A 12,153-nucleotide genomic window follows, 5' to 3' on the forward strand; every position below is an offset into this window, starting at 1 on the left:
GAGCAAGCTCCCTCGCCACAGGGTCAGGCGCTGTGGTTCTGCTGGTATTGCGCCAATGCCGGCAACAATTGCTTATCGATCGCCTGGCGCACGGCCGGCAGAATGGTCGCACTGCTGGTGTACATGTCCTTGACCATCCGGCGCAGTTCATTGGCGCGGGCCTGGTCCAAGCCCCGCACGGCGCACTCGCAGGCCTGCTGGGCCGTGGAGCCGCTGGGTATCTGGAGTCCCAGGGCCTTGAGCTGGCCCAGCAGGTCTTCCTGGTCGATCAATTCGGCGTGCATCATGACGCTTTTCCTTGTTCAGGGATTGGGGTCGTGCCTCGATTCTGGTAGCCACCCGAAGCGGCGGCAAGGGCAAACTGTCGCAATGGCCCGGATACCTATGAACAGGTCGTTTTCGGCTAACTCCCGCCGCCCCGGACTGGGCACACTGACCTCAAGCTGAATCACGATGGTTTGGTCACCCTCGCGCAACAGCTCCTCCAGTAACGCTCCTGCCCCGGTCCTGTCACGGCTTGATCGGGGATTTTTTTGCCTGTGTGAAGCAGGGGGAGATGGGCTGCCGGACAGACCGCTATCGCGAGCAAGCTCGCTCCCACAGTGGTTGTATGTCGTTCACAAAACCTGTGGGCGAGCTTGCTCGCAATGAACGATGACGCGGTCTACCTCTGCAACACCAGAATCCGCGACAACAACTCATCCCGATCCACGTAACACCCCTGGAAATGCCGCGCCCCGGAAGCCGGGTCGAAGGCGTTGCGGGCATGGAGGGTACGGCGGTTGTCGAAGCACCAGAGCTGGCCGGGTTCGAGTCGCCGCGTCAGGCGAAACTGTGGCTCGCGTGTCAGGGCAATGAAACGTCGGTAGGCGTGGTAAAGCCTGGGCATTTGCTCGACTGTGGTGTCGAACGGCCCGCGCAGAAAGTTCGCCATGCGGATTTCCGCAACATGTCCCAGGGCATCCAACGCAATGATGGGCGCCAGGCAACGGTAGTCGCTGTGACGGTCCTTGTTGCGAAACTCCACCGGGATTTCGCACAGGGCGGCAAAGGCTTCGGGATCTTCCTGGCGCAGCGCCTCGGCGATGGCAAAGCCGTCGACAAAAATGCTCTCGCCACCGTCGGCGTCATTCACCAGGCAATGCAAGAACTGCAGCCCCGGTTGCAACTCCCGGGTTGGCAGGTCGCTGTGCAGTGGCAGGTTGAAAGCGGTGTAGGCGTTGCTGTCGGCGTCGGCTTTGGATTGCACGTTGAACAGCACGCCGAAGTTGCTCTCGCGAATGAACGAAATGCGCTGGGCAATCTGTTTCAACGACCCGGGTTCGGTGGGCACACCTTGCACTTGAGTCAGGCCGAGGTCGCGCACCGCCAGCAACCATTGCAGCAGTGCATCGGCGTCATCCATCAGTGCCTGGTAATCGAACACCGGCAGTTGCAGATCGTGTTGCCATAACTGGCTTTTGGGCTTGCTCGCCAGGCGTTCGGCCCTGGACTGCTCATCGTAGGCATGGGCCCGTAGCCAGCCCGGGTCGAAACGGCTCTGGTGACCGTCCTGCCAATCGACGCACAGGCAACCTTCGCTATCGAGGCGGGTCGCGCCGGGTGCGATGCCTTCAGGCACATCGACGATTTCCAGGACTTGTTCGCGGGTGACGGTGTAGACGCATTGGGGGCAAGGGCAGTTGTCTCGCAGCCACTGATGATGGAAGGGGCTGACCCGGCCGTCGGCCCAGGTGACCTGCACCCGGTCGGCCAAGGACGTTACGGCGCCCAGCGCGCAGACCAGAGGATAGCGACGGAAGTCGGCAAACGCGGCGGCAGTGTTCATGGCGATCTCCTGTTTGAGGCTTATCGGGCAGGTGGCAGTGCGATGACCCGACCGATGTAGGCCGGGGGCGGCAGGTCGGACTGTTCATCGAGCAGGGCGGTGAGTGTGCCCAGGGTCTGTTCCGTGAAGGGTGCCGAGCGCGGTCCAGCCAGGTCGACGTGCAGGAGCATCTGCTCATTGCCGGCCAGCTCTTTGTCGCCGCCGGCCAGGTGCAGGCTGTGGTAGAGGTGCAGGCGTTTGGCATCGTGGCCGATGATCTGTGTGCGCACTTCCACGTCAGCGTCGAGCTTCACTTCGTGCAGGTAATTGAGGTGCAGTTCGAGGGTGAACAGCGAGTGGCCGCTGGCCTCGCGGTTCTGGCTGTCCATGCCAAGCCGGTCCATCAGCGCGTCGGTGGCGTAGCTGAAGATCAGCAGGTAGAAGGCATCGCGCAGATGGCCGTTGTAATCGACCCATTCGGGGCGGATGCGGGTTTGGTAGGTGGTGAGGGTGGGCATGGTGGAGCTCCACAAATAGTCGCTGGTGTACCCATTTGTGGCGAGGGAGCTTGCTCCCGCTGGACTGCGAAGCAGTCCCAAAACCGGCATATGCGGTGTATCAGTCAAGTCGCATTCGCTGGTTTTACGACCGCTTCGCGGCCGAGCGGGAGCAAGCTCCCTCGCCACAAGGGGGAGTGCTTACTCGTTAAAGGCCATCCCATGTTTCGCCTTGGTGGTCTTCACCGCCTCCAGCACCGCCAGCAAGCAATCATCACGATAGCGCTCCAACGCCGAAATGCTGTGGCTGCCCAGTTGCTCGCTCGTCCCGTCCACCACATCGTCGATCAGTTTCTCGGTCAGCTCCGGCGCCGGCAGGTAGGTCCACGGCAGTTGCAGTGCCGGGCCGAACTGGGCCATGAAGTGGCGCATCCCGGCGTCGCCGCCGGCCAGGGTGTAGGTCAGAAACGTGCCCATGAATGACCAGCGCAACCCGGCACCGAAGCGGATGGCGTCGTCGATTTCCCCGGTGGTGGCCACGCCGTCGTTGACCAGGTGCAGTGCCTCGCGCCACAGCGCTTCGAGCAGCCGGTCGGCGATGAAACCGGGAACTTCCTTGCGCACATGCAGCGGCCGCATGCCGAGGGATTCATACACCTGCATGGCGGCCTGCACCGCTTCGGGCGCAGTGTTTTTGCCGCCCACCACTTCCACCAACGGCAACAGGTAAACCGGGTTGAACGGGTGCCCGACCACGCAACGCTCGGGGTGGGTGGAGCCTTCATAGAACTCGCTGGGTAGCAGCCCCGAAGTGCTGGAGCCGATCAGTGCGTTTGGCTTGGCGGCGGCGCTGATCTGAGCGTGCAGCTCGAGTTTCAATTCCAGGCGTTCGGGGGCGCTTTCCTGGATGAAGTCGGCATCGCGCACGCACTCTTCGATGGTCGCGACAAAGCGCAGCCGATCCTGCGAGGCCCCGGGCGCCAGGCCCTGTTTCTCAAGCGCACCCCAGGCATTGGCGACGCGCTTGCGCAACGCCGCTTCGGCCCCGGGCGCCGGGTCCCAGGCTACGACGTCCAGGCCATGGGCCAGGGCGCGGCTGACCCAGCCGCTGCCGATCACGCCGCTGCCCAGGGCGGCGAAGGTTTTGATGTTGGTGATAAAGCTCATGGTGATTTCCCTGAATAAAGTGAAGACCCCCTGTGGGAGCGAGCTTGCTCGCGATGGCGCCGGTATATCCGACGCATCTTCGGCGGCAGGAATATCGCTATCGCGAGCAAGCTCGCTCCCACAGGGGAGGGTGGCGATTCGGCTAGCTACGTTTGGTCAGGCCCATCTTCTTGCGGCCTTCTGCCGGTGTGAGCACCCGCGCTCCAAGACGGCTGAGGATTTCACCGGCGCGTTCCACCAGTTGGCCGTTGGTGGCGAGCACGCCTTTGTCCAGCCACAGGTTGTCCTCCAGCCCGACCCGCACGTTGCCACCAAGCAGCACGGCCTGGGCGGCCATGGGCATTTGCATGCGACCGATGCCGAAGCCAGCCCACACGGCGTCTGCCGGCAGGTTGTCGACCATGGCTTTCATCGTGGTGGTGTCGGCCGGCGCGCCCCATGGGATGCCCAGGCAGAGCTGGAACAGCGGGTTATCCAGCAGGCCTTCCTTGATCAGTTGCTTGGCGAACCACAGGTGGCCGGTGTCGAAGATTTCCAGCTCGGCCTTGACCCCCAGCTCGGTGATGCGCTTGGCGCCGGCCCGCAGTTGCGCGGGGGTGGAGACATAAATGGTGTCGCCATCACCGAAGTTCAGCGTGCCGCAATCCAGGGTGCAGATTTCCGGTAACAGCTCTTCAACGTGGGCGAGGCGGGTCAGCGGGCCTACCAGGTCGGTGTTGGGACCGAACTCCATCGGCCGTTCGCCAGCGCCGATCTCCAAGTCGCCGCCCATGCCGGCGGTGAGGTTGACGATAATGTCGACGTCCGCCTCACGGATGCGCTCCATCACTTCGCGGTACAGCGCCACGTCACGGCTGAACTTGCCGGTCTGGGGGTCGCGAACGTGGCAGTGAACCACCGTGGCTCCGGCCTTCGCGGCTTCGATGGCGGCGGCGGCGATCTGTTTCGGGGTGACCGGGACGTGAGGGCTCTTGGCGGTCGTGTCGCCAGCACCGGTGAGTGCGCAGGTGATGATGACGTCGTGGTTCATGGTGCGGATTCCTTCAGGCGTGGTAAGTCACTGCGCAGCCCTTTGGCGCTGCGCAGATGGATAACGGTGGGTCAGTTGCTGGTCAGTTTCAGGTTGTCGGCGGCCGGCTTGCCGTCGAAGGTGGTCACCCCTTCGAGCCAGCGCTGCTTGTCTTGCGGATGATCCTTGAGCCATTGCCGGGCCGATTCGAGCGGGTCCTTGTGGTCCAGCAGCGGCTGCATCATCCGGCTCTCGTCTTCGGCGGTGAATGTCAGGTTGCTCAACAGGCGCCCGACGTTCGGGCATTGCTGGGCATAGTCCGGCGCGGTGACGGTCCACACGGTGGCCATGCCTTCGTTCGGGCCGAGGGCGTCCTCGCTGCCGGTGAGGTAGGTCATTTGCACGTTGACGTTCATTGGGTGCGGCGCCCAGCCAAAGAACACCACGGCTTCCTTGCGCCGCACGGCGCGGTCCACGGCAGCGAGCATGCCGGCCTCGCTGGACTCGACCAGTTGGAATTTGCCCAGGCCGAACTGGTTCTTGGCGATCATCGCCTTGATCTGGGTATTGGCGCCCGAGCCAGGCTCAATGCCATAGATCTTGCCGCCCAGTTCTTTCTCGAATTTGGCGATGTCGGCGAACGTCTTCAGGCCCTTGTCGGCCAAGTAGGTTGGCACGGCCAGGGTGGCGCGCGCGTCCTTGAGGCTCGGCTCCGCCAACACTTTGACCTGCTTGGCCTCGACGAACGGGGTGATGGTCTGGGTCATCAGCGGGTTCCAGTAGCCCAGGAACAGGTCCAGGCGCTGGTCGCGAATGCCGGCGAAGATGATCTGCTGTGAGGCGCTGGTCTGCTTGGTCTTGTAGCCGAGACCATCAAGTATCACCTGGGTCAGGGCGCTGGTGGCGATGACGTCGGTCCAGTTGACCACGCCCAGGCGTACGTTCTGGCACGCGGCGGGTTCGGCTGCCATGGCGGCGCCATTCAGTAAAGTGGTACCGCTGAGTGCAAGAACGCAAGAGCTGATCAGTCGTTTCATGTCGGGTTCCTCGGCAGCTTATTGTTATGGGTTCCGGCGTCTGCGCGCCGGTGATGCCAAGTTACTCAGCCCCGGGTCGGGCAAAACGCACAGCGGCGACGTGCTCTTGCACTGCAGCGACCTGTGCCCTTGAACGGGTCTTGCAACTGGCGTATCAAGGTCAGCACGCTACCCGCCAACCGAGTGCGCTTCATGTCCCAGGATTTTTACTTCTTGTTGATGCCGGGTTTCTCGGCCATCGGTTTCATTTCGGCCATCGAGCCGTTGCGGGTCGCCAATCGTTTTCGCGGCGAGCTGTACCGCTGGCATGTGTTGAGTGCCGATGGCGGGGCGGTGCTGGCGAGCAACGGCATGTCGGTCAACGCCGATGCCGCGCTGGAGCCGCTGAAGAAGGGCGCGACCCTTTGGGTGGTGGCAGGGTTCGAACCGCTGAAGTTCGCCACCCCGGCATTGGAGCGCTGGCTGCACCGGCTGGACAACGAAGGCGTGAGCCTGGGCGGCATCGACACGGGCAGTGTGGTCCTGGCCGAAGCGGGTCTGCTGGAAGGGCATCGCGTGACCCTGCATTGGGAAGCGATCGAAGCGTTCAAGGAGTCTTATCCACAGCTCAGCGTGACCCAGGAACTGTTCGAAATCGACCGTCGCCGCATCACCTGCGCGGGCGGCACGGCTTCCATTGATCTGATGCTGGACCTGATCGGCCAGGCCCACGGTGCGGAGCTGGCGATCCAGGTCAGCGAGCAATTCGTGCTCGGCCGCATCCGCCCGCGCAAAGATCACCAGCGCATGGAAATCGCCAGTCGCTACGGCATTCGCAACAAGAAGCTGGTGCATGTCATCGGTGAGATGGAAACCCACAGCGAACCGCCCCTGAGCACCTTGGCCCTGGCCGAATCCATCAACGTCACCCGGCGCCAGCTCGAAAGGCTGTTCCGCCTGCACCTGAACGACACTCCGAGCAACTTCTACCTGCGCCTGCGCCTGGAAAAGGCCCGGCAACTGCTGCGCCAGACCGACATGAGCGTGTTGGAAGTGAGCATCGCCTGCGGTTTCGAATCACCGTCGTACTTCACCCGCAGCTACCGGGCACGGTTCGAACGCTGCCCGCGGGAGGATCGGCGGCGGCAGGGGGACGGGCGGGAGCTGGTTTGAGAGGCTTTTATACTCAATTATTCCCGCGACTATAAATTATACCTGTCGCCATAATTGGGTATAAAAGCTTGATGTCCGCCTACACCTGTGGCGAGGGAGCTTGCTCCCGCTGGGCTGCGCAGCAGCCGCTCAACAGCGAGGGCCGCTGCGCGCCCCAGCGGGAGCAAGCTCCCTCGCCACGGGGGGACGCATTCCACAGGGGGGACGCATTTATTTTTTCAGCAACGCCGAACACGCTGCCTTGTACGCCTCATGCTGATATTTGTTCAGCGTCGCTGGCAAGGCGAAGTCGTGCTTCTTGTACTGCGCGTTGAGGGTCTGCGGTGACAGCAGCGTCACTTCGCAGCCCTCCAGCAACTGGAAAACCCCCTCGATCTTGAACGTGGTCGGTCCGCCGGCGAACTCGCCTTTCTTGCTGCGTTTCTTGATGGCGATGCGTTCGATACCATGCTCAGCCACGAAGGCCCGCACCTGGGCGGCAAACGCCTTGACGTTGGCGGCTTCGTCATCGTCGTCCAGGGCGATTTTCTTGGTGTTCAGGGCGATGTGAGTCAACGCCTGCTGATCCAGCGAGGCAACGGCGATGATCGCTTCGCTGCCTTTGATTTCGATACCGCAGGTTTTCATGGGCGTCTCTTGGCGAAAGGGTGGCGTGCAGCTTACAGCTCTAACTGGTCAGCATGGATACCAAAGGCAGTGGCAATTTTCTCGCGGGTAGCCCGGCGAGGCTTGGCGACCGATTCTTGCTGGGCAAACGCCGGTTGGGAAATACCCAGGCGTTTGGCGACGTCATCCTGAGTCAGGTTCAGGTGTTCGCGCCAGGCGCGAATAGGCGTAGCGCCGTCAACGATACGGCTGACCACTTCATGGGGAATCAGATCGGGTTCCAGTTTTTGTGCAACGTATTGTGCGTACGGAATGACCACAAATGCCGGGTTTCCGTCTGCATCGTTGATGATCTGAATATCAGTAGGTACGTTCATCGCGGAAAGGATATAAGTCTTTTATAAGATTTGCGAATCCTGACTTATATTCCTTCCGGGGCCAACGCGTGAACGGTGTCTGGATATTGCTCCGTGGCTAACCCTTCACTCCTGCCCAATCGACTCCAAAAACTCCGACCGATCATCGCTCACCTGGGCCATGCAGTCGTTTTCGGCGATTTTGTAGGCTTCGCTGCCGGGTTTGGCCGGGAAGGCGGCGATGGCGCAGTCGGCGTCGCGCTGTTTTTGCCAGAGTTGTTGGGCGGCCTTGATCTTGCTGGTGATGTCGTTGAGTTGGGCCTTGTCGCTGGCGTAGCGGGTTTGCAGGCGCTCGAATAGGCTCTGCAGGTTTTCATTGAGCAGTTGTTCGGCGGCGGTTTTGCCGTAGGCCGAGCAGGCCAGAGTCTGGACGTCGTTTTCCACGGCGTCGCAGGGGTTGGGTTCGGTGTCTTCGGTTGCGTGTGCCACGGTGCTGATCAGTGCCAAAGCCAGGAAAATTGATTTCATTGCGTCGCCGCTCGAGTCCGGTGAAAGCCAGTGATGCGGCGGATTCTGGCGCAAGCGCCGGGTAAAGAACAGACGGCCAGGGTGGGCTCGTCATAGCCCTTTGTCGCGGATTGACGCTTTCGGCAATTCCCCTGTCGTTTTTGCACCCGGTCGCCACGGCCCTCAGGCATATGCTGGCCCCAAAGCGCCGGCACACGATTCGGCGCATGAATCGCTGATAAAAGGGGACTGCCTGATGAGCCCAGCCGAATTGCACGCCGACAGCATCGTTATCGACGGGCTGATCATTGCCAAGTGGAACCGCGACCTGTTCGAAGACATGCGCAAGGGCGGCCTGACCGCCGCCAACTGCACTGTGTCGGTGTGGGAAGGTTTCCAGGCCACCATCAACAATATCGCAGCCAGCCAGAAACTGATTCGCGAGAACAGCGACCTGGTGATCCCGGTGAAAACCACCGCCGACATCCGTCGCGCCAAGGAGCAAGGCAAAACCGGCATCATCTTCGGCTTCCAGAACGCCCACGCCTTCGAGGACCAGCTCGGCTACGTCGAGATCTTCAAGCAGCTCGGCGTCGGGGTGGTGCAGATGTGCTACAACACCCAGAACCTGGTGGGCACCGGCTGCTACGAGCGTGACGGTGGCCTGTCGGGCTTCGGTCGCGAAATCGTCGCCGAGATGAACCGGGTCGGTATCATGTGCGACCTGTCCCACGTCGGTTCCAAGACCTCCGAAGAAGTCATCCTCGAATCGAAGAAGCCGGTCTGCTATTCCCACTGCCTGCCGTCCGGCCTCAAAGAGCACCCGCGCAACAAGTCCGATGAAGAGCTGAAGTTCATTGCCGACCATGGCGGTTTTGTCGGCGTGACCATGTTCGCGCCGTTCCTGGCCAAGGGCATCGATTCGACCATCGACGACTACGCCGAAGCCATCGAATACACCATGAACATCGTTGGTGAAGACGCTATCGGTATCGGCACCGACTTCACCCAGGGTCACGGCCAGGATTTCTTCGAAATGCTGACCCACGACAAGGGCTACGCCCGTCGTCTGACCAGCTTCGGCAAGATCATCAACCCCCTGGGCATCCGTACCGTGGGCGAGTTCCCGAACCTCACCGAGACGCTGCTCAAGCGTGGCCATCCTGAGCGGGTGGTGCGCAAGATCATGGGCGAGAACTGGGTCAACGTCCTCAAAGACGTCTGGGGCGAATAACCGCCGCCGCACCGCTGAATCCTTTACCTGCGGCCTTTTGCGCCGCAGGCAATATCACGCATTTCCGGAGTCAAGTTTTCATGGCCAAAATCGCCCCCCAACTGCCTATCGAAGTCGACAGCGAAACCGGTATCTGGACCTCCGATGCCCTGCCGATGCTCTACGTGCCGCGTCACTTCTTCGTCAATAACCACATGGGCATCGAAGAAGTGCTGGGCGCCGACGCCTACGCCGAGATTCTCTACAAGGCCGGCTACAAATCCGCCTGGCACTGGTGTGAAAAAGAAGCCGAATGCCATGGCCTGGAAGGCGTCGCGGTGTTCGAGCACTACATGAAGCGCCTGTCGCAGCGCGGCTGGGGCCTGTTCAAGATCCAGGACATCGACCTCGACAAAGGCACCGCCAGCGTCAAGCTTGAGCACTCGGCGTTCGTCTACGTGTATGGCAAGGTCGGACGCAAGGTCGACTACATGTTCACCGGCTGGTTCGCCGGCGCCATGGACCAGATTCTTGCCGCTCGCGGCAGTTCGATCCGCACCGTGGCCGAACAGGTCTACGGCGGTTCCGAAGAAGGCCACGACGACGGCCTGTTCATCGTCAAGCCGTTGTAAGTCGAGGATCGCGCCATGGCTTTTGAAGCAATGTTCCAGCCGATCCAGATCGGCAAACTGACCATCCGTAACCGCGTGCTCAGCACCGCTCACGCTGAGGTCTACGCCACCGACGGCGGCATGACCACCGACCGGTACGTGAAGTATTACGAAGAGAAGGCCAAGGGCGGCATCGGCCTGGCGATCTGTGGGGGCTCGTCGGTGGTTGCCATCGACAGCCCGCAGGAATGGTGGAGCTCGGTGAACCTGTCCACTGACCGCATCATCCCGCACTTCCAGAACCTGGCCGACGCCATGCACAAGCATGGCGCCAAGATCATGATCCAGATTACCCACATGGGCCGTCGCTCGCGCTGGGATGGCTTCAACTGGCCGACCCTGATGTCGCCGTCCGGCGTGCGTGAGCCGGTGCACCGTGCCACCTGCAAGACCATCGAGCCGGAGGAAATCTGGCGGGTGATCGGCAACTACGCCAGCGCCGCCAAGCGCGCCAAGGCCGGTGGCCTGGACGGCGTCGAGCTGTCCGCCGTGCACCAGCACATGATCGACCAGTTCTGGAGCCCGCGGGTCAACAAGCGTACCGACGAGTGGGGCGGCAGTTTCGAGGGCCGGATGAAGTTCGGCCTGGAAGTGTTGAAGGCTGTGCGTGCCGAAGTGGGCGACGACTTCTGCGTGGGCATGCGCCTGTGCGGTGACGAGTTCCACCCGGACGGCTTGTCCCACGAGGACATGAAGCAGATCGCCAAGTACTACGACGACACCGGCATGCTGGATTTCATCGGCGTGGTGGGCTCGGGTTGCGACACCCACAACACCCTGGCCAACGTCATCCCGAACATGAGTTATCCACCGGAGCCGTTCCTGCACCTGGCCGCCGGTATCAAGGAAGTGGTCAAGGTCCCGGTGCTGCACGCGCAGAACATCAAGGACCCGAACCAGGCCACGCGGATCCTGGAGGGCGGTTACGTCGACATGGTCGGCATGACCCGCGCCCACATCGCCGACCCGCACTTGATCGCCAAGATCAAGATGGGCCAGATCGACCAGATCAAGCAGTGCGTCGGCGCCAACTACTGCATCGACCGCCAGTACCAGGGCCTGGACGTGCTGTGCATCCAGAACGCCGCGACGTCCCGTGAATACATGGGCGTGCCGCACATCATCGAGAAGTCCACCGGGCAGAAACGCAAGGTGGTGGTCGTCGGTGCCGGCCCGGCCGGGATGGAAGCGGCGCGCGTCGCCGCCGAACGTGGCCACGAGGTGACCCTGTTCGAGAAGAAAGAATTCATCGGCGGGCAGATCACCACGGCCTCGAAAGCCCCGCAACGGGACCAGATCGCCGGTATCACCCGCTGGTTCCAGCTGGAACTGGCGCGGCTGAAAGTCGACCTGCGCCTGGGCGTGGCGGCGGATGCGGCGACCATCATGGACTTGCGTCCGGATGTGGTGGTGCTGGCCGTCGGCGGGCATCCGTTCCTGGAGCAGAACGAGCACTGGGGCGCCGCCGAAGGGCTGGTGGTCAGCAGCTGGGACGTGCTCGACGGCAAGGTCGCGCCAGGCAAGAACGTGCTGGTCTACGACACCATTTGCGAGTTCACCGGTATGTCGGTGGCTGACTTCCTCGCTGACAAGGGCAGCCAGGTCGAGATCGTCACCGACGATATCAAGCCGGGCGTCGCCATCGGCGGGACTTCGTTCCCCACCTACTACCGCAGCATGTACCCCAAGGAAGTGATCATGACCGGGGACATGATGCTGGAGAAGGTCTACCGCGAAGGCGACAAGCTGGTGGCGGTGCTGGAGAACGAATACACCGGGGCCAAGGAAGAACGCGTGGTGGACCAGGTGGTGGTGGAAAACGGCGTGCGGCCAGATGAAGAAATCTACTACGCGCTCAAGGAAGGTTCGCGCAACAAGGGCCAGATCGACGTCGAAGCCCTGTTCGCGATCAAGCCTCAGCCGTGCCTGGAGCAGAGTGGCGATGGCTACCTGCTGTTCCGCATCGGTGACTGTGTGGCCCAGCGTAATACCCACGCCGCCATCTACGACGCCCTGCGGCTGTGCAAGGATTTCTAACGGATTACCACCATTACCTGTGGCGAGGGAGCTTGCTCCCGCTGGGCTGCGAAGCAGCCCCGAAACATCAGTCGAGGAGCATCAGGTTTACACC

At 61.9% G+C, this 12,153-nt stretch carries 13 protein-coding genes; 4 read left to right on the forward strand and 9 right to left on the reverse strand.

The genetic code is table 11. The features are described 5' to 3' along the window. Nucleotides 1–23 precede the first annotated feature (23 nt). The 6 genes from QNH97_RS02450 to QNH97_RS02475 all read right to left on the reverse strand — a co-directional run bounded on the left by QNH97_RS02450 (nucleotide 24) and on the right by QNH97_RS02475 (nucleotide 5,517). A complete protein-coding gene (locus tag QNH97_RS02450) occupies nucleotides 24–287 on the reverse strand; it encodes a hypothetical protein (RefSeq protein WP_283555446.1) in 264 nt (87 codons plus the stop codon). 377 nt (nucleotides 288–664) lie between these two features. Further along, nucleotides 665–1,828: a gamma-butyrobetaine dioxygenase gene (locus QNH97_RS02455; RefSeq protein WP_283555447.1), complete on the reverse strand. Its 1,164-nt coding sequence runs from the start codon at nucleotides 1,826–1,828 to the stop codon at nucleotides 665–667. 20 nt (nucleotides 1,829–1,848) lie between these two features. Then, complete coding sequence (locus tag QNH97_RS02460; RefSeq protein WP_283555448.1) at nucleotides 1,849–2,325, reverse strand: thioesterase family protein; 477 nt, start codon at nucleotides 2,323–2,325, stop codon at nucleotides 1,849–1,851. A gap of 180 nt (nucleotides 2,326–2,505) precedes the next feature. Next, nucleotides 2,506–3,471: an L-carnitine dehydrogenase gene (locus QNH97_RS02465; RefSeq protein WP_283555449.1), complete on the reverse strand. Its 966-nt coding sequence runs from the start codon at nucleotides 3,469–3,471 to the stop codon at nucleotides 2,506–2,508. A 142-nt stretch (nucleotides 3,472–3,613) separates the two neighbouring features. Further along, nucleotides 3,614–4,501 (reverse strand): 3-dehydrocarnitine:acetyl-CoA trimethylamine transferase CdhC, encoded by an 888-nt coding sequence (gene cdhC / locus QNH97_RS02470; RefSeq protein WP_283555450.1) that lies wholly within the window; start codon nucleotides 4,499–4,501, stop codon nucleotides 3,614–3,616. A 71-nt stretch (nucleotides 4,502–4,572) separates the two neighbouring features. Then, nucleotides 4,573–5,517, reverse strand: coding sequence for a choline ABC transporter substrate-binding protein (locus tag QNH97_RS02475; protein WP_283555451.1), 945 nt, complete (start codon nucleotides 5,515–5,517; stop codon nucleotides 4,573–4,575). A gap of 192 nt (nucleotides 5,518–5,709) precedes the next feature. Between QNH97_RS02475 and QNH97_RS02480 the strand changes: the two genes are divergently transcribed. Next, on the forward strand, nucleotides 5,710–6,669 hold the full coding sequence (locus QNH97_RS02480; RefSeq protein ID WP_283555452.1) for a GlxA family transcriptional regulator: 960 nt from the start codon (nucleotides 5,710–5,712) through the stop codon (nucleotides 6,667–6,669). Nucleotides 6,670–6,879: 210 nt separating this feature from the next. Here the strand turns inward: QNH97_RS02480 and QNH97_RS02485 are convergent, their stop codons facing one another. The 3 genes from QNH97_RS02485 to QNH97_RS02495 all read right to left on the reverse strand — a co-directional run bounded on the left by QNH97_RS02485 (nucleotide 6,880) and on the right by QNH97_RS02495 (nucleotide 8,159). Continuing rightward, complete coding sequence (locus QNH97_RS02485) at nucleotides 6,880–7,296, reverse strand: DUF3010 family protein (RefSeq protein ID WP_283555453.1); 417 nt, start codon at nucleotides 7,294–7,296, stop codon at nucleotides 6,880–6,882. A gap of 32 nt (nucleotides 7,297–7,328) precedes the next feature. Continuing rightward, nucleotides 7,329–7,652 (reverse strand): helix-turn-helix domain-containing protein, encoded by a 324-nt coding sequence (locus QNH97_RS02490; RefSeq protein WP_283555454.1) that lies wholly within the window; start codon nucleotides 7,650–7,652, stop codon nucleotides 7,329–7,331. A gap of 105 nt (nucleotides 7,653–7,757) precedes the next feature. Next, nucleotides 7,758–8,159 (reverse strand): lysozyme inhibitor LprI family protein, encoded by a 402-nt coding sequence (locus tag QNH97_RS02495; RefSeq protein WP_283555455.1) that lies wholly within the window; start codon nucleotides 8,157–8,159, stop codon nucleotides 7,758–7,760. Nucleotides 8,160–8,394: 235 nt separating this feature from the next. On the opposite strand from QNH97_RS02495, the gene QNH97_RS02500 reads away from it, so the two are divergent. The 3 genes from QNH97_RS02500 to dgcA all read left to right on the forward strand — a co-directional run bounded on the left by QNH97_RS02500 (nucleotide 8,395) and on the right by dgcA (nucleotide 12,059). Continuing rightward, nucleotides 8,395–9,372 (forward strand): dipeptidase, encoded by a 978-nt coding sequence (locus QNH97_RS02500; protein ID WP_014340593.1) that lies wholly within the window; start codon nucleotides 8,395–8,397, stop codon nucleotides 9,370–9,372. A gap of 80 nt (nucleotides 9,373–9,452) precedes the next feature. Continuing rightward, nucleotides 9,453–9,983 (forward strand): DUF5943 domain-containing protein, encoded by a 531-nt coding sequence (locus tag QNH97_RS02505; RefSeq protein WP_025215877.1) that lies wholly within the window; start codon nucleotides 9,453–9,455, stop codon nucleotides 9,981–9,983. A gap of 15 nt (nucleotides 9,984–9,998) precedes the next feature. Next, a complete protein-coding gene (dgcA, locus tag QNH97_RS02510; protein WP_283555456.1) occupies nucleotides 9,999–12,059 on the forward strand; it encodes a dimethylglycine demethylation protein DgcA in 2,061 nt (686 codons plus the stop codon). Nucleotides 12,060–12,153 lie beyond the last annotated feature (94 nt).

Origin of the sequence: Pseudomonas sp. G2-4 (assembly GCF_030064125.1) — a bacterium.
Classification (GTDB): domain Bacteria; phylum Pseudomonadota; class Gammaproteobacteria; order Pseudomonadales; family Pseudomonadaceae; genus Aquipseudomonas.